Origin of the sequence: Variovorax sp. CCNWLW225, from assembly GCF_037204045.1 — a bacterium.
Classification (GTDB): domain Bacteria; phylum Pseudomonadota; class Gammaproteobacteria; order Burkholderiales; family Burkholderiaceae_C; genus Variovorax.
Window position 1 is genome coordinate 178,855 of record NZ_JBBCBV010000007.1, and the last position, 26,995, is coordinate 205,849.

Below are 26,995 nucleotides of genomic sequence, written 5' to 3' on the forward strand. Positions count from 1 at the left end.
CAACATGTCAGCCATTTCCTTTCGCAACGTCATCAAGCGCTACGGCAAGGGTGCCAAGGCCAACCAGGTCATCCACGGCGTCTCGGCCGAGGTGAACAAGGGCGAATTCGTCGTCATCGTCGGGCCTTCGGGCTGCGGCAAGTCCACGCTGCTGCGCATGGTGGCCGGCCTGGAAGACATCTCGGCCGGCGACATCGCCATTGGCGGCCGCGTGGTGAACCAGCTCGAACCTTCCGAGCGCGACATCGCCATGGTGTTCCAGAACTACGCGCTCTATCCGCACATGAGCGTGTTCAAGAATATGGCCTACGGCCTGAAGATCGCCAAGCTGCCCGAAGCCGAAATCAAGACCCGCGTCGACAAGGCGGCCAAGATCCTCGAGCTGGGCCACCTGCTCGAGCGCAAGCCGCGCGAGCTTTCGGGCGGCCAGCGCCAGCGCGTGGCCATGGGCCGCGCCATCGTGCGGCAGCCGCAGGTGTTCCTGTTCGACGAACCGCTGTCCAACCTGGACGCCAAGCTGCGCGCACAGACCCGCCTCGAAATCCAGAAGCTGCACCGCGAGCTCGGCATTACCTCGCTCTTCGTCACGCACGACCAGGTCGAGGCCATGACGCTCGCGCAGCGCATCATCGTGATGAACGGCGGCGTGATGGACCAGTTCGCAACGCCCGAAGAGGTCTACAACCGGCCGGCCACCACCTTCGTGGCCAGCTTCATCGGCTCGCCGCCGATGAACCTGCTGCAGCATGCGCCCGGCGTGCGGGCGGGCCAGATTCTCGGCATTCGCCCCGAGCACATGAAGCTCGACGAAAGCGGCTGGTCCGTGCAGGTCGAGTCGGTCGAGCTGCTGGGCGCCGAACGGCTGGTGTATGGCCGCATCGGCGACGAACAGATCATCATGCGCACCGACGAAGGCGATCATCCGCCGGTCGCGGGCGACACGGTAAAGATTGCGGCGCGCGAAGACAAGCTGCACTGGTTCGACGCCGGCTCCGGCAAGCGCGCGGACTGAAGCAAGATGCCGGAACTGAAACCCTGGCCCTACCCGCGCTGGGTAGCGCACCGCGGCGCCGGCAAGCTGGCGCCCGAGAACACGCTGGCCGCGTTCAGGCTCGGCGCCTCGCACGGCTACCGCATGTTCGAGTGCGACGCCAAGCTCAGCGCCGACGGTGTGGCCTTTCTCATGCACGACGCCGAGCTCGACCGCACCACCAACGGCCACGGCATCGGCGGAGAGCAGCCGTGGAGCGCGCTCTCGCAGCTCGACGCGGGCGGCTGGCACTCGCGCGCCTTTGCAGGCGAGCCGCTCGCCACGCTCGAGAACCTGGCCCGCTTCTGCCTGGCCAGCAACCATCTGCTCAACATCGAGATCAAGCCCACGCCCGGTACCGAGCGCAAGACCGGCGAGGCGGTGGCGCGGCAAGCGGCCAGGCTTTGGCACGGCGCGGCCATTCCGCCGCTGCTCACGTCCTTCCAGGTCGAGTCGCTCAAGGGCGCCCAGGCGGTCGAGCCCGGATTGCCGCGCGGGCTGCTGCTCGACAAGCTCTGGAGCGGCTGGCTGGAGGCCGCCATCGGCCTGGAGTGCGCCGCCATCGTCTGCAACCACAAGCTCTGGGACGCCGACACGGTGGCCCAGGTGCACGGCGCCGGCATGCGCGCGCTGAGCTACACGGTGAATGACGAACAGGCCGCGCAGCGGCTGATCGCCCTGGGCACCGACGGCATCATCACCGACCGGGTCGACCTGTTCAGCCCCGCCGCCTGACCGCCCCGGCCACCGGCCGCGGCGGCTCGACACACGCTGTCACGAGCCGTTCCGCGGGCCGCAAATGGCGCCTTCTATGATGGCAGCCATGAGTTTCATCCCACGCCTGATGGCCTTTTGGCTGGCGGCCCTGCTGTGTTGCGCCGCCGCGGTGGCGCAGCCGGACGCCGGCACCGGCGCCAACAGCAGCGCCGCCGCAGCCGCGGCGCTCGCGCCCGAACCCACCGTGGCCGAACTGCGCGAGCAGCTCTCCAAGATCACCGCTTCGGCCAGTTCCGAACCCGACGCCGACGTGCGCAAGCTCGTCGCGCAGATCAACGAGATCGGCACCCAGGCCGACAAGTTCGTTGCCGCGCGCACCGGCGAACTGGCCGACCTGAACGCCCGGCTCGGCGAGTTGGGCAACCCGCCGGCCGCGGGCACGACGGAAGACCCCGACATCACGCGCCAGCGCGCCCGCCTCACCAAGGAGCGCAATGCGCTGGATGCGGACATCAGGCTCGCGCGCCTCCTGGCCATCGACGTGCGGCAGCGCAGTACCGAGCTGCTCACCCAGCGCCGGGCGCTTTTCGAGGCGCAGATCACCGAGCGTGCCCCTTCTCCGCTCGGCGGCGAGTTCTGGCGCGACCTGCGCGAGGCATGGCCCAGCGATCTCGAACGCCTGAGCGCGCTGGCGTCCGGCCTGCAAGACGGACTTGCGCTGGCCATGCAGCAGGATGGAGCCCGAACCGCGGTTCTCGGGGCGCTGTTGCTGGCGGTGCTGCTCGCAATACTGGGCAACTGGGTGGCCGAGCACCTGCTGACGCGCATTGCCGCGCGGCTGCTGCCGGCGGGCCGGCTTCGGCGTTCGCTGCTGGTCATCGCCATCGTGGCGAGCCATGTACTGCTGGTTGCCATTGCGGCGCACGGCTTCGTGTGGGTGCTCGAGGAATACGCCACCTGGGAGCAGCAGGCACGCAAGGCCATGCGTTCGATGGCGCAGGCGCTGGTGTTCATGGCTTTCGTCATCGGGCTGGGCCGCGCGCTGCTGGCCACCAGGCGCCCGACCTGGCGCCTGCCGCCCATTCCCGATGCAATGGCAACACGCCTGGCCGCACTGCCGTGGCTGGTCGCGCTGGTGGCCGCGCTGGCCTGGACGCCGGCTGAAATCAACCAGCTGGTGAACGCCAGCTTCGCCGCCGTGGTCGCCACCCATGTGCTCACGGCGCTGGTGCTCACGGCGCTGGTCGGCGCGGTGATGTATCGCCTGAAGGCGCTGCGCGCCGATGCGCCCGAGGCCGGCCTGCCCGAGCGGCCGATGTGGGTGGGCCTGCTGGTGGCATGCATCGGCGTGCTCATCGTCACGATCTGGGTGCTGGTCGCGGTGGGGTATGTGGCGCTTGCGAGCTTCCTGGCTTCGCAGCTCACCTGGAGCGGCATCGTCGCGGCTGCTTTCTATGTGCTGTTCAAGTTTGCCGACGACGTTTTCATGGCCGGTGTGTCGTCGCGCAGCACCTTCGGGCAGCGCCTGCAAAAGAGCTTTGGCCTTGCGCCGCAAACGCTCGACCAGGCGGCCACGGTGCTCTCCGGCCTGAGCCGCGTGGCGCTGTTCTTCTACATGCTGATCGCGCTGGCGGCGCCCCTGGGCACCGGGCCCGGCGAAGTGTTCCAGCGCAGCGGCAAGTTCGGCACCGGCGTGAAGGTGGGCGAGTTCCAGCTGGTGCCCGGCGCCATCTTCAGCGCCATTGCCGTGGCGCTGGTGGGCTTCATCGTGCTGCGGGTGTTCAAGCGCTGGCTGGCGCGCAGCTACCTGCCGAGCACGCAGTTCGAGCCGGGCATGCAGAGTTCGATCACCACGCTGCTGGGCTACGTGGGCGGCATCCTGGTGGTGGCGTTCTCGCTCTCGGCGCTGGGCATCGGCATCGAGCGCATCGCGTGGGTGGCCAGCGCGCTGTCGGTGGGCATCGGCTTCGGCCTGCAGGCCATCGTGCAGAACTTCATCTCGGGCCTCATTCTCCTGGCCGAGCAGCCGGTGAAGGTGGGCGACTGGGTGGTGCTGGGCACCACCGAGGGCGATGTGCGGCGCATCAACGTGCGCGCCACGGAAATCCAGCTCGGAGACCGCTCGACGGTCATCGTGCCCAACTCCGAGTTCATCACCAAGACCGTCCGCAACATGACGCTGGCCAATGCGGAAGGCCGGGTGCTCATTCGCCTGCCGCTGCCGCTGACCACCGACGCCCAGCGCGTGCGCGACCTCATCCTGGAGGCCTGCCGCGCGCACGAGGGTGTGCTGGAAACGCCCGCGCCTTCGCTCACGCTCGAAGGCATCGAGGGCGGCCTGCTCATCTTCCAGGCCATTGCCTATGTGCCCAGCCCGCGCCTGGCGGGCAGTGTGCGCAGCGACCTGCTGTTCACCATCCTGGAGCGCCTGCGCGCGGAACGTATCGAGCTGGTGCCCTATGCGGCCGTGGCGCCGCCGGTTGCCGCTTCGGACGGCACCGCGCCGGCCGCGGCCTAGCCGCCTGTTACATCCCGATCACCCAAGCAGGGGGCAAATGCCCGCCCTGATCGATCAATTGTCCGGAGCCCTGAAAACGAACAATCTACAGCCATGAGCAGGCGATCTCTCGCCAAGGCTCGCCCGGAGCATGAATGGCTGAAGAAAGCGACCTCGAAAAAACGGAACCCGCCTCACCGCAGCGCCTTGAAAAGGCCCGCGAGGAAGGGGACGTTGCCCGGTCGCGGGAGCTGGTCACCTTCGTAATGCTGGGTACGGCGGTTGCCGGCCTGTGGCTCACGGCGGGCTCGCTCGGCGGCACCTTGCGAGGCGCGCTGGCCCAGGGCATGCACTTCGACCGCGCCTCGGCGTTCGACCCCACCTACATGATGGCCCGCGCCGGGCTCATGGCGTACGAGGCGCTGATCGCGCTGGCGCCGCTGTTCGGCATGATGGTGGTGGCCGCGGTGGTCGCCCCCATGATGCTCGGCGGCTGGCTGTTCTCGGCCAAGGCCATCGGCCCCAAGTTCAACAAGCTCGACCCGATTGCCGGCATCGGCCGCATGTTCTCGACGCAGGCGCTGTCGGAGCTGATCAAGGCGCTGGCCAAGTCGCTGCTGATCGGCTGGGTGGCCTGGCTGGTGATCATGGGCAACATCGAAGAGGTCAATGCGCTCATGGCGCAGTCGGAGCGCGCCGCGCTGCCGCAGATGATCGCCCTGGTGGCGCGCAACTGCGCCCTGATTGCCTCCGCCCTGCTGCTGGTGGCCCTCATCGACGTGCCCTACCAGCTGTGGAGCTACCACCGCAAGCTGCGCATGTCGCGCGAAGACCTGCGCCAGGAGCACAAGGAAAGCGAAGGCGACCCGCACATCAAGGCGCAGATCCGCCGCCAGCAACAGCAGATGGCGCGCCGCCGGATGATGGCCGAGGTGCCCAAGGCCGACATCGTGGTGACCAACCCCACGCACTTTGCGGTGGCCCTCAAGTATGTGGACCACGACATGCGCGCACCGCGCGTGGTGGCCAAGGGAAGCGACCTCGTCGCAGCGCGCATCCGCGAGCTTGCACGCGAGAACAACGTCGCCATTCTCGAAGCCCCGCCGCTCACGCGTGCGCTGTTCAAGCACACCCGCCTGGGCGACGAAATCCCGGCCGGCCTGTACACCGCGGTGGCCGAAGTGCTGGCCTGGGTCTACCAGCTCAAGCGCTGGAAGAGCGAAGGCGGCGAAGCGCCGCGCACGCCCGTCGACCTGCCCATTCCCGAATCGCTCGAATACTCGTTGGACGCCGCATGAACGCCACGCTGACCCGCCTGCAGGCGCAACTGTTCTCCGGAGCCCAGTGGAAGGGCCTTGCCGGCCCGGTGCTGATCGTGCTCATCCTGAGCATGATGGTGCTGCCGCTGCCGGCCTTCCTGCTCGACCTGCTGTTCACCTTCAACATCGCGATGTCGGTGATGGTGCTGCTGGTGAGCATGTACACCATGAAGGCGCTGGACTTCGCGGCCTTTCCCGCCGTGCTGCTGTTCTCCACGCTGCTGCGCCTGTCGCTCAATGTGGCTTCCACGCGCGTGGTGCTGATGCACGGCCACACGGGTCCGGATGCCGCGGGCAAGGTGATCGAGGCCTTCGGCCACTTTCTCGTGGGCGGCAACTTCGCGGTCGGCGTGATGGTGTTCATCATTCTGGTGCTCATCAACTTCATGGTGATCACCAAGGGCGCCGGACGCATTGCCGAGGTGGGCGCGCGCTTCATGCTCGACGCCATGCCCGGCAAGCAGATGGCGATCGACGCCGACCTGAACGCCGGCCTCATCGGTGAAGACGTGGCACGCAAGCGCCGCCAGGAAGTCGCGCAGGAAGCCGACTTCTACGGCTCCATGGACGGTGCCAGCAAGTTCGTGCGCGGCGACGCGGTGGCCGGCCTCCTGATCATGGTGATCAACATCATCGGCGGGCTGGTGGTCGGCATGGTGCAGCACGGGCTGGACTTCAGCACCGCTGGCAAGACCTACACGCTGCTGGCCATCGGCGACGGCCTGGTGGCGCAGATTCCGGCGCTGGTGATCTCCACCGCCGCCGGCGTCATCGTGTCGCGCGTGACCACCGACGAAGACGTGGGCCGCCAACTGACCGGCCAGCTGTTCTCCAACCCGCAGGTGCTCTTTCTGACGGCCGGCCTCATCGGCCTGATGGGCATGATCCCCGGCATGCCGAACCTGGCGTTCCTGCTGATTGCGGGTGGCCTGGTGTGGCTGGGCCGGCGCATCCTCAAGCGCGCACCGCAGGCTGCCGCCGAGCAGGCCGCCGCAGCGCAGGCAGCCGCCGCACCCGCGGTGGAAGCGCCCGAGGCCACCTGGGACGACGTGGCGCTGGTCGATCCGCTGGGCATGGAAGTCGGCTACCGGCTGATTCCGCTGGTCGACCAGACGCAGAACGGCGAACTGCTGGGCCGCATCAAGAGCATCCGCAAGAAGACCGCGCAAGAAATCGGCTTCCTGGCGCCGGTGGTGCACATCCGCGACAACCTCGAGATTGCGCCCAACACCTATGTCATCAGCCTGAAGGGCGTCGAGATCGGCCGCGGCGAGGCCTTCCCCAACCAGTGGATGGCCATCAACCCCGGCCAGGTGACCGGCACCCTGCCGGGCACGCCGACGCAAGACCCGGCCTTCCACCTGCCCGCGGTGTGGATCGACGCCAGCCTTCGCCAGGAGGCGCAGGTGCTCGGCTACACGGTGGTCGATGCCTGCACCGTCATGGCCACGCACCTGAACCACCTGATCCAGACCCACGCCGCCGAGCTGCTGGGCCGCCAGGAAGTGCAGCAGCTGCTCGATCAGATCGGCAAGACCGCGCCCAAGCTCACCGAAGACCTGGTGCCCAAGGTCATCTCGCTGAGCACGCTGCACAAGGTGCTGCAGAACCTGCTCGACGAAGAGGTGTCGATCCGCGACATGCGCACCATTCTCGACGTGATGGCCGAGCACGCGCCCACCGTGAAGGACGCGGCCGAGCTCACCTCGCTCACGCGCCTGGCACTTGGCCGCGCGATCACGCAGCAGCTGTTCCCGGGCGATTCCGAACTGCAGGTGATCGGCCTGGACGGCGCGCTCGACAGCGTGCTGCAGCAGGCGCTCGCCAACAACAACGGCATCGAGCCGGGCCTTGCCAACAGCCTGATGCAGCAGACCCGCGCCGCGATTGCGCGCCAGGAGCAAATGGGCCTTGCGCCGGTGCTGGTCGTCCAGCATTCGCTGCGGGTCCTGCTCTCGCGCTTCCTGCGCCGCAGCTTCCGCCAGCTCAAGGTTCTCTCGCACGCCGAGATACCTGACACCCGCAACATCAAGATCACCGCCACCATCGGAGGAAGAGTTTGAACACCCAGACAGACGTGCGGACCAGCGCACGCAAGTTCGTCGCCCCCACCAGCCGGGAAGCCCTGCGCCTTGCGCGCGAAGCACTCGGCGCCGAAGCGATGGTGCTGACCAATCGCGTGGTCGCCGAAGGCGTGGAAATCGTCGCCATGGCGCCGGACGAAGTGGAAGAAGTGCGTGCAAGCGCACCCGTGGCGCAGGCCGCAGCGCAACCCATGCCGACCCCCGCTCCTGCAGCAGCTCCTGTTGCAGCTCCTGCAGCCGCCCCTGCGTCCGCCTTCATGCTCACCCCGGCGCCCGCCCCCGCACCCGCGGCTGCCCCCGTCGCAGTCGAGAGCGTGCTCGGAGAGCTGCACTCGATGCGCTGCATGATCGAAGAACAGCTTGCCGGCGTGGTGTGGAACGACAAGCAGCGCCGCGACCCGATGCGCGGCCGCCTGCTGCGCACGCTGCTCGGCGCCGGCTTCAGCGCGCGGCTCTCCAAGGCCATGCTGGAGCACCTGCCCACCGGCCAGAGCTATGCCCAGGGCATGGCCTTCGTGCGCTCCGAGCTGATCCGGACCCTTCCGGTGCATGAAGACGAAGACGCGCTGCTGGCGCAAGGCGGCGTGTATGCGCTGATGGGCCCCACCGGCGTGGGCAAGACCACGACCACGGCCAAGCTCGCCGCGCGCTGCGTGATGCGCTTCGGCGCCGAGAAGCTGGCGCTGGTCACCACCGACAGCTACCGTATCGGCGCCTACGAACAGCTGCGCATCTACGGCCAGATCCTCAATGTGCCGGTGTACGCCGTGAAGGATGCGGCCGACCTGCACCTGGTGCTGCAAGACCTGCGCGACAAGCACATGGTGCTGATCGACACGGTCGGCATGAGCCAGCGCGACCGCGCCGTCTCCGACCAGATCGCCATGTTCTGCAACAGCCAGCGCCCGGTGAAGCGGCTGCTGCTGCTCAATGCCGCCAGCCACGGCGACACGCTCAATGAAGTGGTGCACGCCTACCGGCATGGCGGCGGCAACGAACTGGCGGGCTGCATCTTCACCAAGGTCGATGAAGCCACGCACCCCGGCGCGCTGATCGACACCGTGATTCGCCACCGCCTGCCGGTGCACTATGTGTCCAGCGGACAGAAGGTGCCTGAGAACCTGATGCGCGCCGATCGCGCCCAGCTGGTGGACAGCGTGTTCCAGGCCAACAGCCGCAGCGCGCTCTTCGTTCCCGGCGAAAGCGACATGCAGGACGGGTCCGCGGCAAACGCCGATGCGTCCGCCGCGCAGGCCGAGGCCGAACGGCAGCGGCTGCGCTACCGCCAGCTGATTCGCGCCATGGCGCACGATGCGCAAGAGGTGGCCGCCGCCGCGGCCGCCCTCGCAAACGCCCCCCTCGGCTTCGACCAATCGCGCGTGCTCTGGCGCCAGGCCGCCGACGAGAACGTCGGCCACAAGGCGGTGCTGGAGGCGCTCATGACGCACGCCACGAGCGAGATCGCGACCGGTTGCGACACCCACCTGCTTGCGCTGACGAGCCAGGTCGGACTCAAGTCGGACGAAGGCGGCGACGCGTACCAATGCCATGGCAGCCTGCTGCTGTCCGACCGCACCGGCATGCCCCTTTCCGCGCCCAACCAGTGGCTTTCCACCGGCACGGCCCGCAACCCCGCCGATCCGGCGCGCAGGCCCGGCGTGCGGCAAGTGCAATGGCTGCGCCAGCAGGACTTCGGCAAGACCGTGGTGCACGTGCTGTCGCGGCTGCCCGCGGCCGAGCTCATGCTGCAGTGGAAAGTGCAGCGCCAGCAATGGCTCGCGCGCGCACCCGGCTCCACCGCGGTCATCGATCCGCGCACCGGCGAATACGCCACCCTCACCGGCCTGGACTTCTCGTTCGGCGAAGAACGGCCGGTGACCTTCAAGGGCCGTCCCGCGCTGCAGGCTGAAGCCCAGGCCCACATCACGCTGCGCACCGACGGCGGCCCGCCCGGGCTGCGCTGCGTGGTCACCCGCATCACCGATCCGCGCAGCCGCAAGGTGCTGGCGCAGACCTATGCGCTCTCCAACGTCGGCCAGGAAGTTTCCGTTCAGCAGCTTGCGCAATGGCAGGCCTGGGCCGCCGAAGCGGAGCCCTGCTTCCGCCTGCTGCGCCAGGGCCTCTCGGTCATCGGCGGGCTCGGCGAGGCGGGCGATCCGCACATGATGAAGCGCCTGCTCATCGCGGGCCAGGTCACCACCACCGTGTGGCGGCTGCTGCAGGCTGAAGGCGACTGGGCCGGCCGCACGCGTGCGCTGCTGGGCCAGCTGACCGGCCGCCCGGTGCGGCCGGGGCGTCCGCTTTCGGGCAATGTTCTGTATGCAGGCATGGGCAAGCTGTTCTTCCTGCTGGAGGCGCTGGACACGTGAGCAAGCTGGTGCCGGATCAAGCCGACGGACTGCGGCGGCTGCTCGCCCAATCGTCCGTGCGGCTCATCGCCATCGCGGGTATGGAGCGCCGACAGGGCTCCACCACGGCGGCAATGAACCTGGGCGCGGCCCTGGCCCACATGGGCAAGGACGTGCTGCTGCTGGACGAGCACAAGGCCAGCGCAAATTCAGTTCGCGGCGCATGGGCCGTCGACCCGCTCGGAACGCTGGCCGACGTCGCCACCCGGCGGCTCACCTGCGAAGGCGCGGCCGCGCGCGCCGAGTGCGGCGTCAATGTGCTGCCGGCGGTGCCGGGCGCCCAGCCCGACCACGTCGACCCGCGTCTTTTCTGGGACGGCGACGTGGTACTGGTCGACGCTGCACTCGACAGTGCCGGGCACCTGTCGCCGCTGGCGCGGCTGGCGGACGACCTGGTGGTGGTGCTCCAGCCCAACCCCGCGTCCATCACCGCCACCTACTCGGGCATCAAGCGGCTGCACTACGCGCATGCGTTGCACCAGCTGCGGTTGCTGGTCAACGGCGTTGCCGAACCCGACGCGGCCCGGCGGCTCATGGCCAACCTGATCGACACGGGCAGCCGTTACCTGGCGATTTCGATGCATGCCGCGGGCTGGGTGCGCGCCGATCCGCACCTGAGCGATGCAAGGCGCCTGCGCCGGACCGTCGTGGAGGCGTTCCCGACCAGCCCGGCGGCGGTGGACTTCCGCGTCATCGGCGCCGACGTTGCGCAGTGGCCGTGGCGCCCGTCGATTCGCGCACGCGACGCGGAGCCTGCGCCCTGGCGGCCCGAGGCGCTGGCGCAGCAACAAGCACATGAGGAAAGGGAAGGCCGTGTACACCGCTCAGGGCAATATTGAAAAGTCTCATCTGCTGAAGCAGCACCAGCCCATGGTGCGTCGCATGGCGCTCCAGATGCTGGCCAAGCTGCCCGCCAGCGTCGAGCTCGACGACCTGATCCAGGCCGGCATGATCGGCCTGCTGGACGCCTCCACCCGCTACCAGGACAACCGCGGCGCGCAGTTCGAAACCTTTGCGAGCCAGCGCATCCGCGGCGCCATGCTCGACGAGTTGCGCGCCAGCGACTGGGGCTCCCGCAACCTGCGCCAGCAGGCCCGCAAGGTCGAGCAGGCGATCCAGTCGCTGGAGCACCGGCTGGGCCGGCCCGCCACCGAAGGGGAGATCGCCAAGGAACTGAAGATGGACCTGGACGACTACCAGTCGCTGCTGCAGGAGATCCAGGGCTGCCAGCTGCTGTACGTCGAAGACTTTGCGCAGGAAGGCGAATCCGACAACCCCTGGCTCGACCGCCAGGCGCGCGGCGGCCGCCCCGGCGCCGACGACGACCCGCTGGCGCAACTGCTCGAGGCCGGTTTTCGCCACGAGCTGGTCGACGCCATCTCCGCCCTGCCCGAGCGCGACCAGCTGCTGCTGAACCTGTACTACGAGGAAGAACTGAACCTGCGCGAGATCGGCGCCATCCTGGAAGTGACCCAGTCGCGCGTGTGCCAGCTGCACGCCCAGGCCATCAGCCGGCTGCGCGCGCACCTGAAAGATTCGCTCTAGCGCCGCTTGACCCTCACGTAGCGGCAGGGTCTACGATGCCTTCAACTTGAGAGGGAAGGCATGTTCTTGAAGATCGGCGAACTCGCCCGGCGCACCGGGCTGACGGTTCGCGCATTGCGTCACTACGACGACATCGCACTGCTGGTGCCGTCCGAAAGATCCAGCGGCGGCTATCGCCTGTACGGCCGCAAGGACGTGGCGCGGCTCTACCGCATCCAGGCGCTGCGGCGCCTCGACCTGCCGCTTGCGGACATACAGCAACTGCTCGACGACGACGCCGGAGGGCTGCCGGAAGTGGTCGCACGGCAGGTGGCGCAGCTCGACGAAGAGATCCGGCGGACCTCCGCGCTGCGCACCCACCTGCTCGCGGTGCAGGGCCTGCTGCTGGCCAGTGAAGAGCCCGCCATCGACGACTGGCTGCTGGCGCTCGAAAGCATGGTTGCGGGCGCAAAGTACTTCAGCGACGACGAGCAGCGCACGCTCGAGGCGAAGCGCGGCGGCTCCACCGCCGCCATGGCGCCCGAGCGCGCGGAACTGTCGGAACTGCTGCGCAGCCTGGTCGCCGCCGAAACGCCGCCCGAGAGCCCGCAGGCGCAAGCCCTGGCGCAACGCTGGATTGCGCTGCTGCTTGAAGAAGCCGGCGGCGACGAAGGCCTGCTGATGAAGCTCTACGCCATGCACTGGAACGAGCCGTCGCTCCATGCGCTCACCGGCGTGGACCGCGCAGGCATCCGCTACATCTCGCACGCCATGGCGTTCGCGCGCCTGCAACTCTATGCGCCCTACTGCAGCGAGGAAGACATGGCCACGCTGCGCCGGCACTATGTTGCGCAGACCGATGCGTGGCCGCCGCTCATCGCGGAAGTCCGGCAGCAGATGATGGCCAAGGCACCCACCCACGGCCCCGCCATGCGCGCGCTGGCGTTGCGCTGGCAGGCGCTGTCGCTCGCCAAGGCCGGCGGCGACGCGGCACTGCATGCAAAGCTGCAGCGGGCGTTCCGCGAAGACGCGGCGCTGCGGGCCGGCTCGGGCATCGACGAGGCGCTGGCTGCCTACGTCGGGCAAGCCATTGCGCAGCTCGACGGCGCACCGCCCCTCCTGAACAAACCCGAAGGCACCCAGTGAACGCAGCAGCGCAGAAGAACCCTCACTTCTTTAGCGGCAACTACGCGCCGCTGAGCGAAGAGCACGACATTACCGCGCTCGAAATCGAAGGCGCGCTGCCGCCCGGGCTCTCGGGCAGCCTCTACCGCGTCGGCCCGAACCCGCAATTCACACCGCGCGACGACAGCTACCACTGGTTCTCGGGCGACGGCATGGTGCATGCCTTTCATATCGGCGAGGGCAAGGTGTCTTACAGCAACCGCTGGGCGCGCACGCCGAAATGGCAGCTCGAACACGAAGCCGGGCGCGCGCTCTTCGGCACCTTCGGCAACCCCGCCACCAGCGATCCGATTGCACATGGCCAGAACGGCGGCACCGCCAACACCAGCATGCTGTGGCATGGCAACCGGTTGTTCGCGCTTGAAGAATCGCACCAGCCTTTCGAACTCGATGCGTTTACGCTGGCTTCCAAGGGGCACCAGAGCTTCGGCGGAAGCGTGGCCTCGCGCTGCACCGCGCACCCGAAGATCGACCCCGAGACCGGCGAACTGCATTTCTTCGCGTACTCGCCCGACGGACCCTGCTCGCCGACCATGCTCTACGGCGTGATGGACCCGCACTGCGAAGTCACGCAAATGCAGTCGTTCACAGCGCCGCACGCCAGCATGGCACACGACTTCATGCTCACGCGCGAGCACGTTCTCTTTCCAGTCACGCCGCTGACGCTCAGCGTCGAGCGCGCGATGCAAGGCAAGCCGCTGCTGGCGTGGGACGCCACCAAGCGCACCCATGTCGGCGTGATGCGCCGCGGCAGCGCGGTCGACACCCTGCGCTGGTTCGACACCGACGCCTGCCACCTGTTCCACGTCATGAACGCCTGGGACGACGGCAACACCATCGTGGCCTATGTGATGCAGTCGGAAACCGCCCCCGGCCTGCCCGATGCCGAAGGCCGCGCCGGCGACCCGCACGCCATGGCGGCGCGTCTGTGCCGATGGACATTCGACCTGGCCGGCAAGAGCAGCGGCTTCCAGCGTGAATACCTGGACGACCTGGCAGCGGAGTTCCCGCGCATCGACGAGCGCTACACCGGCCGGCGCAACCGCTACGGTTTCTACACCTGCCATGCGACGCCGCGCGCGCGGGACGACTCTGAAAGCGTGCTCTACGACAGCCTTGCCCGGTTCGACTTCGAAAGCTCCACGCGCAGCCTGTACACGTTGCCGCAAGGAGACGTGGTGTCCGAACCGGTGTTCGTGCCGCGCGCGGCGGATGCGGCCGAGGGCGACGGCTGGCTGCTTGCCGTAGCCTGGCGCGAAAAGGAAAACCGCAGCGACCTGCTCGTGTTCGAGGCCATGCGCCTGTCCGCGGGGCCGGTTGCGGTCGCCCGCCTGCCGCACCGCGTGCCGTTCGGGTTTCACGGGAATTGGCGTCCGTGCAACAAAGTGACTTTAGACACTGGGGACAATCGTTCCTTCCCCCTAAATTTGCGCGGGGCCTGATCTCGGCCCTTTGCAACAAACGGGGAGGATCGCATGAAGAAGTCCACGGGCAAGCCACGCCGGCTCGCGCTTTCAAGATCGGCCATGGCCACGGCGGTAGCCGGGCTCATGGCTCTGGCGGGCTGCCAGAACATGCCCGCTCTCGATATGCAGATGGGCAGCCCATCCGCCAAGACGGTGGCCACCGGCAGCGCCGCAGGTTCGGCAACAGCCGGCGAAAGCAGCGCCCTCGAACGCTGCGACTCGCCGCTGGGCACCGTCTCGCTGATCGAGAACGTCAACGCCGGGTGGTACACCGTGCTCACCGGCGAATACCGCCTGCCGCCCACGGCCAACCTGCTGCGCCTCTTGGTGCAGCAGTCGAACTGCTTCGTGGTGGTCGAGCGCGGCGCGGCGGGCATGAACGCCATGAATCGCGAACGCGCGCTCATGCAGTCGGGCGAAATGCGCGGCGGCAGCAACTTCGGACGCGGCCAGATGGTGGCTTCGGACTACGGGCTGTCGCCCGAGATCGTGTTCAGCAACAACGACGCGGGCGGCATCGGCGGTGCGCTGGGCGGGTTGGTGGGCGGAGGACGAGGCCTCGCCATCGCCAAGCTGGGCGCGAGCTTGCAGACAAAGGAAGCCAGCGCACTGCTGACGCTTATCGACAACCGCTCGGGTGTGCAGGTGGCAGCGGCCGAAGGCAGTGCTTCGAAGACCGACTTCGCGGGCTTTGCCGGTCTGAGCGGCGTCTCCGCAGCCGGGGGCGTCGGCGGCTACACGCGCACGCCGCAGGGCAAGGTGATTGCCGCTGCGTTCATGGACTCCTTCAACCAGATGGTCCGGTCGCTGCGCAGCTACAAGGCGCAGACGGTACGCGGCCAGGGCCTCGGCGGCGGCGGGCGCCTGGGTGTCGATGGCGGAGCAGCCCCTTCGTCGACTTCGGCGCCGTCTGCGTCGAATCGCAGAGGCAAGTAGGCCCGCGGCTCCGGGGCGAATCGCCCTGGCTTCCGGGCCATTGGCAAGCCCTTAGAACCCGAGGCTCTCCAGCAGGTCGTCCACCTGCGCCTGGCCGGTCACGGCGTCCGGGTTGCCGGCCACCACCTGCGGGCCGTTCTGCAGGCTGTTGGCCTCCGCCTCGTGGCGTTTTTCAAGATGCTTTTCGATGTGCGAGTTGTCGATCAGCACCTGGAGCAGTTGCGTCTCCACGTCGTTGACCACTTCCATCATCTTCTTGATGACCTGGCCGGTCAGGTCCTGGAAGTCTTGCGCCATCAGGATTTCGATCAGCTGCGTGTTGATGGCGCCGGCCTTCTGCGGCACTTCCTGCAGGTAGCCGCGCGTGTCCATGACCAGCTGGCGCGCATGGTCCAGCTCGACCGGGTTCGCAAACCATTCGTCCCAGCGCTTGCTGAGCCCCTTGGCGCTGCTTGCAAGGTCTTCCTGCAGCGGCTGCGCCAGGTCGATGGCGTTGAGCGCGCGGTGCGCCGCCCGCTCGGTCATCGAGGCGATGTAGCCCAGCCGGTCGCGCGCATCCGGAATGGCCTGCGCGGCCTTGGCCACCTGCTTGTCGAGCCCCAGCTCGCGCAGGCCTTCGCGCAATTGCCGGGTCAGCTGCCCGATGCGCCCGAGCAACTCTTCGGCGGTGTTCCCGTGCTCCACGGGTTCGAGCGCAGCGTGTGTCATTTCAGGCCGCCTCTTTCTGGAGCTTCTCGAAGATCTTGTTGATCTTCTCCTCGAGCGTGGCCGCCGTGAAGGGCTTGACCACATACCCATTGGCGCCTGCCTGAGCGGCCGCGATGATGTTTTCCTTCTTGGCTTCGGCCGTGACCATGAGCACCGGCAGCTTGCCGAGCTCGGGGTCGGCGCGAATGGTCTGCAGCATGGTCAGGCCGTCCATGTTGGGCATGTTCCAGTCCGACACCACAAAGCCGAAGTTCCCGCCGCGCAGCTTCTCGATGCCGGCCGCGCCGTCTTCCGCCTCGTCGACGTTCAGGAACTCGAGTTCCTTCAACAGGTTGCGCACGATGCGGCGCATGGTCGGGAAGTCGTCCACAACCAAAATTTTGATGCTCTTATCGATCACGATTTTTCCAACTCCAACAGTTCGTTTTCAAACCCGGTTCGCGCGTTCGCCGAAGGTGCGCAGATGGGCCAGCACGCGGCGCCCCATCTCTCCCAGCGGCGCCACGTCGTCAACGGCACCCAATGCAATGGCCTCGCGCGGCATGCCGAAGACCACGCAGCTCGCTTCGTCCTGCGCAAATGTGTAGGCGCCCGCCTGCTTCATGCGCAGCAGGCCTTCGGCACCGTCCTTGCCCATGCCCGTCAGGATCATTCCGATCGCGTTCTTGCCGGCATGCCGCGCTGCCGAGTCGAAGAGCACGTCGATGGAAGGACGATGGCGGTTCACCGGCGGCTCCTCGTTCAGCTGGGCCACGTAGTTGGCGCCGCTGCGGCTGAGCGACAGGTGAAAGCCGCCCGGCGCAATGTAGGCATAGCCCGGCAGCACGCGCTCGCCGTGCTCGGCCTCTTTCACGGTGATGCGGCACAGGCCGTTCAGGCGCTGCGCAAAAGACCGCGTGAACCCGGCCGGCATGTGCTGCGCAATGAGCACGGCCGGTGCGTCCGGCGGCAGCGGCAGCAGCACTTCGCGGATGGCTTCCGTTCCGCCCGTGGAGGCGCCGATGATGATGAGCTTCTCGGTGCTCAGCAGCGGGCTGCGCAGCATCGGTTCCTGCGGGCTCTCCGGCGCACCCTTCGCCGAGGCGGCGTGACGGCTCGGCAGCAGCCGCGCCGCGGCGGCCGTGCGGATCTTGCCCGCGATGATTTCGGTGTACTGCATGAGGCCGTCGCGCACGCCAAGGCGCGGCTTGGTCACGAAGTCGATGGCGCCCAGCTCCAGCGCACGCAGCGCAATTTCCGAGCCGCGCTCGGTCAGCGACGACACCATGACCACCGGCATCGGGCGCAGGCGCATGAGCTTCTCGAGAAATTCCAGACCGTCCATGCGCGGCATCTCGACGTCGAGCGTGAGCACGTCCGGATTCGTCACCTTGATGAGGTCGCGCGCCTGCAGCGGATCGGCCGCGGTGCCGACCACCGTCATGTCGGCCTGGCTGTTGATGATCTCCGTCATCACGCTGCGGATCAGCGCCGAATCGTCGACGCAAACTACCTTGATCTTCTTCATGCGACCCAACTTCCTTTGCCATACGTGGCAGACCATTTGCGCAGCAGCTCGCCTTCGTCGTGCTGGACCGCCTGAATATCGACTTGCGCGCGCAGCTTGCGCACCACCGCCTTACCGGTAGGCAGCAGGCACACGCGGCGCGCGTGCAGGCCGCGCAAGTCCTGCGCGGCGATGGTGATGCGCTGCTTCTCGAGGTAACGCAGCACGAAGTCGGCGTTCCGCCCGCCGATGTTGAGCATGGTCATGTTGGCCAGCACCGCTGCGCCGCCGAAGACCTTGGCCCGCAGGCGTTCGCGCCTGGCGCCGGCGCGCAGCAGCTCGGCAATGAGCACGTCCATGGCATAGGCGCCGTAGCGCATCGACTCGACCTGGTCGCGCGCGTCGGCCTCGGCATCGTCCGGGAGCATGAAGTGGTTCATGCCCGCGACCCCCGCTTCCACGTCGGTGATGCAGGCCGCCACGCAGGAGCCCAGCACAGTGGTGAGCAGGATGCCTGCATCGGTCACGTAGTACTCCGCCGGCAGCAGCTTGACTGCCGTGCAGTCGAAGTCGCGGTCGAAGTAGTGGTGAGTGGCCACCGAACCCGGCACGGCCGGCGGCCTGGAACCCCGCTCCTGAAGCAGGCTCGGATTCATGCGCGCGCCTTGCTCAGCGTGTACACCGTCTGCCCGACCGTCTTGAACGTCTGGTTCACCAGCGAGGCGTTTTCGGAATGCCCTGCAAACAGCAGACCGTTCGGCTTCAACAGAGGCACGAAGCGGTCCAGCAGCTTCTTCTGCGTGGGCTTGTCGAAATAGATCATCACGTTGCGGCAGAAGATCGCGTCCACGGGCTCTTTCACCGGCCATCCCGCGTCCAGCAGGTTGAGCCGCGAGAACTTGACCATGGCGGCCACTTCGGGGCGCACCCTCACCTTGCCCGCGTTGGCACCCGTGCCCTTGTTGAAGAAGCGCCGCAGGCGCTCCGGAGAGAGCCGGTTCACCTGCTCCATGGTGAACACCGCGGCCGAGGCCTTGGCCAGCACCGAGGTGTCGATGTCGGTGGCAATCACGCGGGCGGTGCTCGCGCGCTCGCCGAGCGCCTCCATCAGCGTGATGGCGATCGAATAGGGTTCTTCGCCGGTCGATGCGGCCGCGCACCACACGGTGACTGGCTGCGTCGCCTTGCGTGCCAGGTCCGCAAGCACCGGAAAGTGGTGCGCTTCGCGAAAGAAGGACGTCAGGTTGGTGGTCAGCGAGTTGATGAACAGCTGCCACTCGTCGCCGTCGCGGCTGTCTTCCAGCATGCCCAGGTAGGTGGAGAACTGGGGCAGCCCCAGGTCGCGCAAGCGGCGCGAGAGCCGGCTGTACACCATCTGCCGCTTGTGCTCGCCCAGGGCGATGCCGGCGCGGCGGTGAATGAGCGTGCGAATCCGCGAGAAGTCGCTGTCGGTAAAGAGAAATTCGGAGGTCATGCTCAATGCCATCAATGGCCGTCAATGGGCACCGCGTCCTGCGACCAGGCCAGCGCGGAAAGGTGTGCGGCGTTGACCTGGTCGGCGCTCAGCAGCAGCGCCTCCGCCAGGCGCGGCGCATCGCCGGTGTCCAGCTCGCAGGCCTCGGCCAGCGAGAGGAAGGGGCCGTACACGCCGCCGCGCGTCAGGATGGCTTGCTGAACCGAATCGGAGAGCTGAACCTTGCTGAGCACCTCTTGCATCGGGATGCCGAGCAGCTGGTCGATGAGCGAGAACATGCCCACGACGAAAAGGTTGTCCGACTCGCCGCGCGGCAGCATGATTTCGCCCATCAGCTCGACGAACCGGCCGCGCATGATGGCCTTCTTCATCATGAAGGGCGGGCTGCCGGTCGGGTTGCTGGTTGCCAGCAGCATCGACAGCCAGCGGAACAGCGGCGAGTAGCCGAGCATGGTCACCGCATGGTGCAGCGAATGGATCTCGACGCCCGCGCCCACGGCGGGCGAGTTCATGTGGCGCAGCAGCCTGTAGGTGAGCGCCGCGTCGCGCTTGAGGGCGGCTTCGATCTCGCGCAGGTCTTCGTTGCGCTGGATCATCTGCAAAAGCCGCATGATCAGGATCGATTCGGGCTCCAGCGCGTGGCTGCCGGTTTTCACCACGGGCGGCGGCAGGCCGCAGCTCGGATCGGCAAACACGTCGATGCGGCGCGCGGCGCAAGCCTCGAAGTCTTTCCACGAAGCCATGCGCGTCGCAATCGGCTGAACGGGCATGTGGTCGGGCTGCTCGCCGCGGCGCGCGGCCGCAACGAGCATGGGGTCTCCGCCGCCCACGTCGAAGTGGGTCACCATGCCCAGCAGCTCGTGGTCTTCGGGCAGCGCAGTGGCGCCGCGCAGCATGAAGCTGAACCCCTGCTCGCGAAGGAACAGCAGCACCGGCCGGAGATCCTCGTTCGCAAGATCGGCAAGCTCCACGCAGAACACGGTGTATTCGGGCGGCAGCGATTGCAGCGCGCCGTGCGCCAGCGATTCGGCGTTCACATCGAAGAACAATTCGCTGCGCCCCAGCTGCCAGGGAGTGTCCGGCGGATTGAGGTGCTCGGTCACGCAGGCCACCAGGGCCTTGAACTGCGTGATCGCGTCGGGCGCCTCTTCGGGCTTGGCCGCCGGGCGCCAGTTGAGCTTGTAGCCCGCAACGCGCTTCTGGGCATCCAGCAGCAGGGTGTAGGCCACATAGCCGTCTGCATTGCGCAAGGCCGTCAAGTCTTTCGACTGTCCGGCTGCCGCGGTTTCTTCGGCGGTGGAGCGCCGGAAAAAATCAAAACGCATTGCATCGTCTCCGTATGGTTATCGTTTTCAGGCGGCAACCGGGTCCATCCGGGCCGCATGCGCCAGGGCGGTGGTGCGCGTCACGTGCGCGCGCTGGATGCGCGGCATGGCATCCACGTCGATGATGAAAGCCACGCTGCCGTCGCCCAGGATCGTTGCGGCCGAGATGCCCGGAACCTTGCGGTAGTTGGTTTCCAGGTTCTTCACCACCACCTGGTGCTGGCCGAGCAGTTCGTCGACCAGGAGCGCAAAGCGCGTTTCGCCGGCCTGCACGATCACCAGGATGCCCTGCGTGGGGTCGGTCTGCGCGCCCGACACGTCGAACACGCTGTGCAGCTCGATGAGCGGCAGGTATTCGCCGCGCACCTTGATCACGTGGCCGTCGCTGGTAATCGAATGCAGGTGCTCGGGCCGCGGCTGCAGCGACTCGATCACATAGCTGAGCGGCAGGATGTAGGCCTCGGTGCCCACCTTGACGGACATGCCGTTCAAAATGGCCAGCGTGAGCGGCAGCACGATGCGGGTGGTGGTTCCCCAGCCTTCGCGCGAGCTGATCTCGACATGCCCGCCCATCTCCTGGATGTTGCGCTTGACCACGTCCATGCCCACGCCGCGGCCCGAGATGTCGGTGACCTGCTCGGCCGTGGAGAAGCCGGGCGCGAAGATCAGCTGCCACACCTCGTCGTCGGGCATGGTCTCGGTCACGGGCAGCCCCTGCTGCATGGCCTTGGCCAGGATCTTTTCGCGGTTGAGGCCAGCGCCGTCGTCGCTCACCTCGATCACGATGTTGCCGCCGTGGTGCTGGGCTGACAGCAGCAGCTGCCCTTCGGCTTCCTTGCCCTTGGCAATGCGCTGCGACGGCGTTTCAATGCCGTGGTCGAGGCTGTTGCGCACCAGGTGCGTGAGCGGATCGATGATGCGTTCGATCAGGCCCTTGTCGAGTTCGGTTTCCTTGCCGAAGGTGTCCAGGCGCACCTCCTTGCCGAGCTTGGCGCTCACGTCGCGAATCACGCGCGGGAAGCGGCTGAACACATAGTCCATCGGCATCATGCGGATCGACATGACCGACTCCTGCAGGTCGCGGGCGTTGCGCTCCAGGTGGCCCAGGCCGCTCAGGAAGCGCTCGCACTCCACGGGGTCGAGCATGGTGGCGGCCTGCGTCAGCATCGACTGGGTGATGACGAGTTCGCCGACCAGATTGATGAGCTGGTCGACCTTCTCCACGTCCACGCGGATCGAACTCGAGTCCTTTGCGGCCGTGGCCGCACCCGCGGCGGAAGGCTTGGCGGCCGCGCCTGCGGGTGCCGCGGCGGGTCGGGCCGCTGCCGGGGCAGCCGGCGCGGCGGCCACTGCTGCCACCGCGGCAATAGGCGGCAGGTTTGCCGCGCTCGCAGCGCTTTCGGCGCCCACCGCAGCGGCGGCTTCCGGCGTGATCTCGATCTGCGATTCGTCGATGACGAAGCAGCACACGGCAATGATGTCGTCCGGCGAGCAGGTGGTCTCGAGCACCACCGTCAGCTGGTCGTTGCTGCGCGTGCGCGACAGCAGCTTGCCGAGGTTTCCGAGCTCGTCGGCCAGCAGGTCGCATTCGCTGTCGGAAAGGCGCGAGAACTTGATGCGCAGCGCGTCATGCCCCGCTGCGGCCGCAGCGGCGACAACAGGGGCGGCAACCGCCACCGGCGCTGGCGCGGGCGCGGGGGCCGGGGCCGGTGCGGCGGTTGCGCCGCCCTCGGTCTCTAGCGCGAGCTGCCGGAGCACGCCGCAGATGTGGGCGACCATTTCGGGATCGGGTTCGTTCTCGGCCTGATAGGCAATCAGTTGTTCTTGCAAGGCGTCCTTCGTTTCCAGAAATGCATCGATCATCGAGCGGCTCAGGTTCAGCTGGCCATGGCGCGCGCGGTCGAGCAGGGTTTCAAGCAGGTGCGTCGTATCGGTCAGCGCAACAAAGCCGAACGTGGCCGCGCCGCCCTTGATGGAGTGCGCGGCACGAAAGATCGCGTTGAGCTGCTCGCTGTCGGGCGCGTCGGCGTCCAGCTCGAGAAGCAATTGCTCCATCTGCGCCAGAAGCTCGACGGCTTCGACAAAAAATGCCTGGGTGAACTGACTGAGATCCATCGTTGCTCCGAACCGGCTTGCTGTAGGGCCGGCATCAATTTCTATGGGTGCTCTGCGGAAGCGCCGCCGCCGGCGCTCCCCCTGGCCGTTACCTTGACGCTCTGGGCGGGGAGCAGCGGCGAAGGCGACGACTGTGACTTGGCGGGCCAGCTCGCGGCATTGCCGCTTCCGCTGTTCTCGCGCTCTATCTGGTGCTGGGTGCGGTGGTTGAGCAAAATGATGCTGATGCGCCGGTTGATCGGATTGCGCGGATTGCTCCTGTCCAGGTGCATGCTGTCGGCCAGCCCGACCACGCGCAGCACCTTGTTCTCGGCCATGCCGCCCACCACCAGTTCGCGCCGCGAGGCATTGGCCCGGTCGGCCGAGAGCTCCCAGTTGCCGTAGGAACGGTCGCCGTTGGTGTAGACGATGGCGTCGGTATGGCCCGACAGGGTGATCTTGTTGGGCAGCTCGTTGAGCGTGGGGCCGATCTCCCGCAGGATGGCGCGCATGTGCGGCACCAGCTGCGCGCTCGCCAGGTCGAACATCGGGCGGTTCTCGCTGTCGACGATCTGCAGGCGCAGCCCCTCTGTGGTGATGTCGATCAATATCTGCGAGCGGAACTGCTTGAACACCGGGCTGTTCTCGATGAGCTTGTCCAGCCGGTCCTTCATGCTGGCCAGGCGCTCGGCGTCGGCGTCTTCTTCGGCGTCGGCCCGCTGGACCTCGCCATCGGCGCGCGTGCTCGGGTCCATGCCGCCGCCCGGAATCACGCTTTCGCTGGTGCTGCTTTTCTCGCCGCCGTTGATGGCCACCTTCAGCGGCATGCGAAAGTGTTCCGCAATGCCTTCACGCTGCTTGGGCGAGGCATTGGACAACAGCCACATCACGAGAAAGAACGCCATCATGGCCGTCATGAAGTCGGCATAGGCGATCTTCCAGCCGCCGCCGTGCCCGCCGCCTCCGTGGGCGGGAACGCGCTTGACGACGACCCTGTGTTTTTCCGTGCTCATGGCAATGTTCCACGCCGTGTATCAGCGGGCCTTGACCTCGCGCACGTGGCTGTCCAGCTCGGTGAAGCTGGGCCGCTCGGTCGAGAACAGCACCTTGCGGCCGAATTCCACCGCCAGCTGCGGTGCGTACCCGTTCAGGCTTGCGAGCAGCGTGACCTTGGTGCACTGGTACATCTTCATGCTCTCGGCCACCTTCTGCTCGATGAGCGAAGCCAGCGGCGAGACGAAGCCGTAGGCCATCAGCACGCCCAGGAAGGTGCCCACCATCGCGTGCGCAATCAGCGCGCCCATCTCCGAAGGCGGCAGGTCGGCCGAGGCCAGCGCATGCACCACGCCCATCACGGCCGCAACGATGCCCAGCGCGGGCAGCGCGTCGCCCACGCGCGAAAGGCTGTGCATGGGTACTTCGGCTTCGTGCTTGATGGTTTCGATCTCGTGGTCCATCAGCGCTTCGATCTCGAAGGCGTCGGTGTTGCCGCTGATGACCAGCCGCAGGTAGTCGCAAAGAAACTCCATCACGGCCTCGTCGGCCAGGATGTTGGGGTAGCGCGCAAAGATCTCGCTCTTGGCCGGGTCCTCCACGTCGGACTCCAGCTTCATCATTCCTTCCTTGCGCGCCTTGGCCAGCAGTTCATAGAGCAGCGCCAGAAGGTCCAGGTAGAGCTGCCGGTTGTGCTTGGACGAGCGCAGCAGGAGCGGCAACTCCTTGAGCGTGGACTTGATCGTCTTGCCGTTATTGCCCGCAATGAAGGCGCCCAGCGCGGAGCCGCCGATCATCAACAGCTCGACCGGCTGGAACAGCACGCCGAAGTGCCCGCCCATGAGCGCATAGCCGCCGAACACGGCGCCTATGACCACCAGATAACCAACCAAAAGGAGCACGCGCTTCCCCTACTGCCCTTGAGGCGTCGATTCAAAAGCCTTGCCCACGGGGGCAAGGTCCGCTTTTTTCAATGAAGTCCACCGCCGTCGAGCGCCGACTCCACGGCAAGACCAATGCTTTCCATGCCCGGCACCGCGATCTCCCCGGCCGCCGCGCGCTTCGAACCGCGCGCCTTGCCTGCCCGCGACGGGGGCCGGCACAGCACGCAGACGTACCCGCTCTTGTGGTCGTGCGCATGCGCCACGAACTGCCCCGCGCACCGGCAGCAGGTGCTCAGCTGCAGCATGTCGCTGTCGAAGAAGCGAACCATCGTGTATGCACGCGTGAAATCCAGAATTGGCTCGCTTTCCTGCGCTTCAATTTGCTGCAAATACAATTTGTAGCTTTTAATCAATACCCAAACCTTTTCTTCATCGGAATGGGTTTTCATGAATTGATACATGTTGTAAAACATTGACGAATGGATATTCGCCAGCCACGTCATATACCAATCAGTTGAAAAGGGGAGCAGCCCCTTGGGCGGAGAGACGCCCTTGATTTCCTTGTAGAGGCGGATGAGCCGCTCGCGGCTCAGGCCCACTTCCGACTCAAGGAACTGCAGGCGGGCGCCGAGGTGGATCAGCTGGATCGCCAGCTGAACTTCGCGCACTTCGCCAAGGACGCTCTTGGTGCTCATACGGCTGCGGTCTCTTTTTGGCTCTGCAGGCTTCGTGCAGACATCAGTATCGACATGTGCGCTTGTTGCAGCATCGTGTCCTTACCTTCGCCAACCACCGCCGACATCGACGCATGCTCGTCGAGCCGGAAACTGCACAGCAGGAAGTTCGACGCCGCCAGTTTGAGGATCTGCGCCAGCGACATATTCGCCAGCATGTCGGCCAGTTCCCGGCTCACGCCCAGGCGGAACATCGCTGCCACACGGTCCTGCTTGACCAGCTTCTGCGCAAGCAACATGTAGGCGAGATTGATGTCACCGATCTCGCGGGAGATCTCGCCGTTGGCCACGTTCATCACAATATCCGTTTCCAAAATTGCACTCCGTTCAGTCATGTCTTGAGTGAATTATTCCAACTATTTAACACTTTGTAACTTTCGATCACGGGGAAACTGTAAAGCGAGCTACAAGTACATGTAAGCTTTTGTTGCAACCACGTTACGTGGTTTCCACCGATGAAATTAGTTCTCACTTCTTCTCGATAGTTAATTACAAAGCATTAACTTTTCCGGGCCCTGCGGCACCCTGGTCGGCTTCGATCCCGTGGATCCACGCCATCACCTCTGCCACGGCCAGATAGAGCTGCGGGGGGATCTGCCGGTCGAGATCCACCTGCATCAGCAGCTTGATCAGGTCCGCAGAGGCGTGCACGTACACGCCGTTCTCCCGCGCCTGCCGCAGGATCGATTCCGCCGTTACCCCGTAACCCTTGGCCACCACCACCGGCGCCTTCGCCTGGTCGGCATAGGAGAGAGCCACCGCGCTCGGGCGCGTATCGGTCGAGGCAGTCATTCGGCATGCTCCACCGGGCGCATCGCCGTGATCTGCAGGTCTTGCAAGCGCAATCCGGCGGCCTCGAGGCGCGGCCCCAGCTCGCCGCTGTCGCTGCGCAAGCGCGCGAGCGTTGCGGTTTCGCTTGCGGCAAGGCGGGCCTGAACGAGTTCACCCGTCAGGCTCAGCCGCAGATCGACGGCACCCAGCCTGGGCAGCGAGAGCGAAACGGTGGTCGACCAGCTGCGCGGGCGCTCCTGGCGTTCGTCGTTGCGTTGGTCTCCGGGCGCATCGGCGGGCTGGTCGGGCTCTTCGTGGATCGACCACTCCATCGGAACATTCGGCCATGCCTGGCCGCTCCAGCGGAAAACCGAGGTGGCCAGCAGATCGAGCTGCTGGTGCACCAGTGCCACAGTTTGGGGGTGAATCATTTCAGCCGGTGCGGCCACCGAAGCAGCCGTGCGCGCGGAAGAAGCAGCGGCACTGTTTTCGCCGAGGCTGCGGCTCGCGTTGCGCTCGTCGGAAACCACGCCCGCATCACTCGCATTGCCCGCAAGAGCCGGAACCGCGGCCGAAGCCACCGGAACTCCCTGGCTCGTGTAGACCGACGCGGGCGGTGGTTGCGTGGCCGCACCTGGCGGAACAGCAACGGGTTGCCCTTGGACGGGTGCGCCCTGCAAAGGCTGGCTCGCCGCGGGAATGGACGGGCCCGCGGCGGCAACGGGTTGGCCAGCGGCGGGAGCCGCCAAAAGTTGCTCCGCAGCGACGGGTCGGCCCGGAATTACCTGGACGGGCTGCGCCTGCGCAGGCACCTGAGACTGCGGCTGCGCCGCCCCAGCATTGGTGGGCGTAGCTGCCTGCGTCAACCGCATCTGCGGCTCCTGCGCCAGTTGCTGCACGGTGCGAAGGCCGTTGGCAAATTCGACCAGATGCGATTCGTAGAACAGGCCGCTTGCTGCCACGGTCTGCGCCAGCGCGCCGGCGAGCACGGGCGCCGCGGGCGTCTGCGCCGAGGGCCACAGGGGCGCCGCGCCACGCACAGGCTCGGGGTCGGCTTGAAGATCGGCCAGCACGGCGCTGATGGCGCGGGCCGCCGCCGACCACTGGGTAGCCACCGAAGGCGGTGCATCGGAGGCGCGCGGTGCGCCCGTCGGCACCTTGGCCGGCAGCACGGCCTCGAGCAGCGAGTGGGACGGCAGCCGAACATCGTTCTTGACCTGCTGGACCTCGGCCACGGCGCCGGCCGGCAAGCTGGTGCCGACCTCGGTCTGCAGCGCAGCGAGCTCCGGCCGCAGTGCGGCGAGCTTCGTTGCGAGCGGCGCATCGGCGAGTCCGATCGATCTGTTCATTGCGTTTGCCG

At 66.8% G+C, this 26,995-nt stretch carries 24 protein-coding genes; 11 read left to right on the forward strand and 13 right to left on the reverse strand.

All coding sequences use genetic code 11. The features are described 5' to 3' along the window. The first annotated feature begins 4 nt into the window (after positions 1 to 4). From ugpC to V9L20_RS14935, 11 genes are all read left to right on the forward strand, one after another. A complete protein-coding gene (ugpC, locus tag V9L20_RS14885) occupies positions 5 to 1,012 on the forward strand; it encodes a sn-glycerol-3-phosphate ABC transporter ATP-binding protein UgpC (protein ID WP_258502074.1) in 1,008 nt (335 codons plus the stop codon). 6 nt (positions 1,013 to 1,018) lie between these two features. Next, on the forward strand, positions 1,019 to 1,765 hold the full coding sequence (ugpQ, locus tag V9L20_RS14890; protein ID WP_258502075.1) for a glycerophosphodiester phosphodiesterase: 747 nt from the start codon (positions 1,019 to 1,021) through the stop codon (positions 1,763 to 1,765). A 76-nt stretch (positions 1,766 to 1,841) separates the two neighbouring features. Beyond that, positions 1,842 to 4,265 carry a DUF3772 domain-containing protein gene (locus V9L20_RS14895; protein ID WP_443098586.1) on the forward strand — a complete coding sequence of 808 codons (2,424 nt, stop codon included), beginning with the start codon at positions 1,842 to 1,844 and terminating at the stop codon, positions 4,263 to 4,265. A 134-nt stretch (positions 4,266 to 4,399) separates the two neighbouring features. After that, the gene (gene flhB / locus V9L20_RS14900; protein ID WP_258502078.1) at positions 4,400 to 5,542 is read left to right on the forward strand and encodes a flagellar biosynthesis protein FlhB; all 1,143 of its coding nucleotides are present in this window, start codon (positions 4,400 to 4,402) and stop codon (positions 5,540 to 5,542) included. After that, a complete protein-coding gene (flhA, locus tag V9L20_RS14905; RefSeq protein ID WP_258502079.1) occupies positions 5,539 to 7,626 on the forward strand; it encodes a flagellar biosynthesis protein FlhA in 2,088 nt (695 codons plus the stop codon). Before flhB ends, flhA begins: the two co-directional genes overlap by 4 nt. Next, complete coding sequence (flhF, locus tag V9L20_RS14910; protein WP_337297181.1) at positions 7,623 to 10,016, forward strand: flagellar biosynthesis protein FlhF; 2,394 nt, start codon at positions 7,623 to 7,625, stop codon at positions 10,014 to 10,016. Before flhA ends, flhF begins: the two co-directional genes overlap by 4 nt. Continuing rightward, positions 10,013 to 10,894, forward strand: coding sequence for a MinD/ParA family ATP-binding protein (locus tag V9L20_RS14915; RefSeq protein WP_337297182.1), 882 nt, complete (start codon positions 10,013 to 10,015; stop codon positions 10,892 to 10,894). Before flhF ends, V9L20_RS14915 begins: the two co-directional genes overlap by 4 nt. After that, entirely contained in the window at positions 10,851 to 11,600 is a 750-nt protein-coding gene (locus V9L20_RS14920) for an RNA polymerase sigma factor FliA (RefSeq protein ID WP_337297183.1), read from the forward strand. The genes V9L20_RS14915 and V9L20_RS14920 overlap by 44 nt, the downstream gene beginning before the upstream one ends. Before the next feature lie 60 nt (positions 11,601 to 11,660). Beyond that, positions 11,661 to 12,725 (forward strand): MerR family transcriptional regulator, encoded by a 1,065-nt coding sequence (locus V9L20_RS14925; protein ID WP_337297184.1) that lies wholly within the window; start codon positions 11,661 to 11,663, stop codon positions 12,723 to 12,725. Beyond that, positions 12,722 to 14,206, forward strand: a complete 1,485-nt coding sequence (locus V9L20_RS14930) for a carotenoid oxygenase family protein (protein ID WP_337297185.1) — start codon at positions 12,722 to 12,724, stop codon at positions 14,204 to 14,206. The genes V9L20_RS14925 and V9L20_RS14930 overlap by 4 nt, the downstream gene beginning before the upstream one ends. A gap of 33 nt (positions 14,207 to 14,239) precedes the next feature. Further along, a complete protein-coding gene (locus V9L20_RS14935) occupies positions 14,240 to 15,166 on the forward strand; it encodes a CsgG/HfaB family protein (protein ID WP_443098587.1) in 927 nt (308 codons plus the stop codon). 51 nt (positions 15,167 to 15,217) lie between these two features. On the opposite strand, the gene cheZ is transcribed toward V9L20_RS14935, so the two are convergent. The 13 genes from cheZ to V9L20_RS15000 all read right to left on the reverse strand — a co-directional run bounded on the left by cheZ (position 15,218) and on the right by V9L20_RS15000 (position 26,984). Beyond that, positions 15,218 to 15,874, reverse strand: coding sequence for a protein phosphatase CheZ (cheZ, locus tag V9L20_RS14940; protein WP_337297186.1), 657 nt, complete (start codon positions 15,872 to 15,874; stop codon positions 15,218 to 15,220). A 1-nt stretch (position 15,875) separates the two neighbouring features. Further along, positions 15,876 to 16,271, reverse strand: a complete 396-nt coding sequence (gene cheY, locus V9L20_RS14945) for a chemotaxis response regulator CheY (protein ID WP_185868148.1) — start codon at positions 16,269 to 16,271, stop codon at positions 15,876 to 15,878. Positions 16,272 to 16,301: 30 nt separating this feature from the next. Next, positions 16,302 to 17,381: a protein-glutamate methylesterase/protein-glutamine glutaminase gene (locus V9L20_RS14950; RefSeq protein ID WP_337297187.1), complete on the reverse strand. Its 1,080-nt coding sequence runs from the start codon at positions 17,379 to 17,381 to the stop codon at positions 16,302 to 16,304. After that, a complete protein-coding gene (gene cheD, locus V9L20_RS14955) occupies positions 17,378 to 18,016 on the reverse strand; it encodes a chemoreceptor glutamine deamidase CheD (protein WP_258502088.1) in 639 nt (212 codons plus the stop codon). The genes V9L20_RS14950 and cheD overlap by 4 nt, the downstream gene beginning before the upstream one ends. Next, complete coding sequence (locus V9L20_RS14960; protein ID WP_337297188.1) at positions 18,013 to 18,834, reverse strand: CheR family methyltransferase; 822 nt, start codon at positions 18,832 to 18,834, stop codon at positions 18,013 to 18,015. Before V9L20_RS14960 ends, cheD begins: the two co-directional genes overlap by 4 nt. A gap of 11 nt (positions 18,835 to 18,845) precedes the next feature. Beyond that, positions 18,846 to 20,159 (reverse strand): EAL and HDOD domain-containing protein, encoded by a 1,314-nt coding sequence (locus tag V9L20_RS14965; RefSeq protein WP_337297189.1) that lies wholly within the window; start codon positions 20,157 to 20,159, stop codon positions 18,846 to 18,848. Between the two features lie 27 nt (positions 20,160 to 20,186). Next, positions 20,187 to 22,274 (reverse strand): chemotaxis protein CheA, encoded by a 2,088-nt coding sequence (cheA, locus tag V9L20_RS14970; protein ID WP_337297190.1) that lies wholly within the window; start codon positions 22,272 to 22,274, stop codon positions 20,187 to 20,189. 41 nt (positions 22,275 to 22,315) lie between these two features. Further along, positions 22,316 to 23,266 carry a flagellar motor protein MotB gene (gene motB / locus V9L20_RS14975; protein WP_258502095.1) on the reverse strand — a complete coding sequence of 317 codons (951 nt, stop codon included), beginning with the start codon at positions 23,264 to 23,266 and terminating at the stop codon, positions 22,316 to 22,318. A gap of 21 nt (positions 23,267 to 23,287) precedes the next feature. Continuing rightward, positions 23,288 to 24,148, reverse strand: coding sequence for a flagellar motor stator protein MotA (gene motA, locus V9L20_RS14980; protein ID WP_258502096.1), 861 nt, complete (start codon positions 24,146 to 24,148; stop codon positions 23,288 to 23,290). 68 nt (positions 24,149 to 24,216) lie between these two features. After that, the gene (gene flhC, locus V9L20_RS14985; protein WP_337297191.1) at positions 24,217 to 24,825 is read right to left on the reverse strand and encodes a flagellar transcriptional regulator FlhC; all 609 of its coding nucleotides are present in this window, start codon (positions 24,823 to 24,825) and stop codon (positions 24,217 to 24,219) included. Beyond that, positions 24,822 to 25,160: a flagellar transcriptional regulator FlhD gene (gene flhD, locus V9L20_RS14990; RefSeq protein WP_337297192.1), complete on the reverse strand. Its 339-nt coding sequence runs from the start codon at positions 25,158 to 25,160 to the stop codon at positions 24,822 to 24,824. Before flhD ends, flhC begins: the two co-directional genes overlap by 4 nt. A gap of 193 nt (positions 25,161 to 25,353) precedes the next feature. After that, the gene (locus V9L20_RS14995; protein WP_337297193.1) at positions 25,354 to 25,656 is read right to left on the reverse strand and encodes an EscU/YscU/HrcU family type III secretion system export apparatus switch protein; all 303 of its coding nucleotides are present in this window, start codon (positions 25,654 to 25,656) and stop codon (positions 25,354 to 25,356) included. After that, positions 25,653 to 26,984, reverse strand: a complete 1,332-nt coding sequence (locus V9L20_RS15000) for a flagellar hook-length control protein FliK (protein WP_337297194.1) — start codon at positions 26,982 to 26,984, stop codon at positions 25,653 to 25,655. The genes V9L20_RS14995 and V9L20_RS15000 overlap by 4 nt, the downstream gene beginning before the upstream one ends. Between the last annotated feature and the right edge of the window lie 11 nt (positions 26,985 to 26,995).

Excerpts from the sequence above, each read along its gene's own strand:
- ugpC (WP_258502074.1), top strand. The coding sequence starts at position 5 with ATGTCAGCCATTTCCTTTCGCAACGTCATCAAGCGCTACGGCAAGGGT.
- ugpQ (WP_258502075.1), top strand. The coding sequence starts at position 1,019 with ATGCCGGAACTGAAACCCTGGCCCTACCCGCGCTGGGTAGCGCACCGC.
- V9L20_RS14895 (WP_443098586.1), top strand. The coding sequence starts at position 1,842 with ATGATGGCAGCCATGAGTTTCATCCCACGCCTGATGGCCTTTTGGCTG.
- flhB (WP_258502078.1), top strand. The coding sequence starts at position 4,400 with ATGGCTGAAGAAAGCGACCTCGAAAAAACGGAACCCGCCTCACCGCAG.
- flhA (WP_258502079.1), top strand. The coding sequence starts at position 5,539 with ATGAACGCCACGCTGACCCGCCTGCAGGCGCAACTGTTCTCCGGAGCC.
- V9L20_RS14920 (WP_337297183.1), top strand. The coding sequence starts at position 10,851 with ATGAGGAAAGGGAAGGCCGTGTACACCGCTCAGGGCAATATTGAAAAG.
- V9L20_RS14925 (WP_337297184.1), top strand. The coding sequence starts at position 11,661 with ATGTTCTTGAAGATCGGCGAACTCGCCCGGCGCACCGGGCTGACGGTT.
- V9L20_RS14935 (WP_443098587.1), top strand. The coding sequence starts at position 14,240 with ATGAAGAAGTCCACGGGCAAGCCACGCCGGCTCGCGCTTTCAAGATCG.
- cheZ (WP_337297186.1), bottom strand. The coding sequence starts at position 15,874 with ATGACACACGCTGCGCTCGAACCCGTGGAGCACGGGAACACCGCCGAA.
- V9L20_RS14950 (WP_337297187.1), bottom strand. The coding sequence starts at position 17,381 with ATGAAGAAGATCAAGGTAGTTTGCGTCGACGATTCGGCGCTGATCCGC.
- cheD (WP_258502088.1), bottom strand. The coding sequence starts at position 18,016 with ATGAATCCGAGCCTGCTTCAGGAGCGGGGTTCCAGGCCGCCGGCCGTG.
- V9L20_RS14960 (WP_337297188.1), bottom strand. The coding sequence starts at position 18,834 with ATGACCTCCGAATTTCTCTTTACCGACAGCGACTTCTCGCGGATTCGC.
- V9L20_RS14965 (WP_337297189.1), bottom strand. The coding sequence starts at position 20,159 with ATGCGTTTTGATTTTTTCCGGCGCTCCACCGCCGAAGAAACCGCGGCA.
- cheA (WP_337297190.1), bottom strand. The coding sequence starts at position 22,274 with ATGGATCTCAGTCAGTTCACCCAGGCATTTTTTGTCGAAGCCGTCGAG.
- motB (WP_258502095.1), bottom strand. The coding sequence starts at position 23,266 with ATGAGCACGGAAAAACACAGGGTCGTCGTCAAGCGCGTTCCCGCCCAC.
- flhC (WP_337297191.1), bottom strand. The coding sequence starts at position 24,825 with ATGAGCACCAAGAGCGTCCTTGGCGAAGTGCGCGAAGTTCAGCTGGCG.
- flhD (WP_337297192.1), bottom strand. The coding sequence starts at position 25,160 with ATGAACGTGGCCAACGGCGAGATCTCCCGCGAGATCGGTGACATCAAT.
- V9L20_RS14995 (WP_337297193.1), bottom strand. The coding sequence starts at position 25,656 with ATGACTGCCTCGACCGATACGCGCCCGAGCGCGGTGGCTCTCTCCTAT.
- V9L20_RS15000 (WP_337297194.1), bottom strand. The coding sequence starts at position 26,984 with ATGAACAGATCGATCGGACTCGCCGATGCGCCGCTCGCAACGAAGCTC.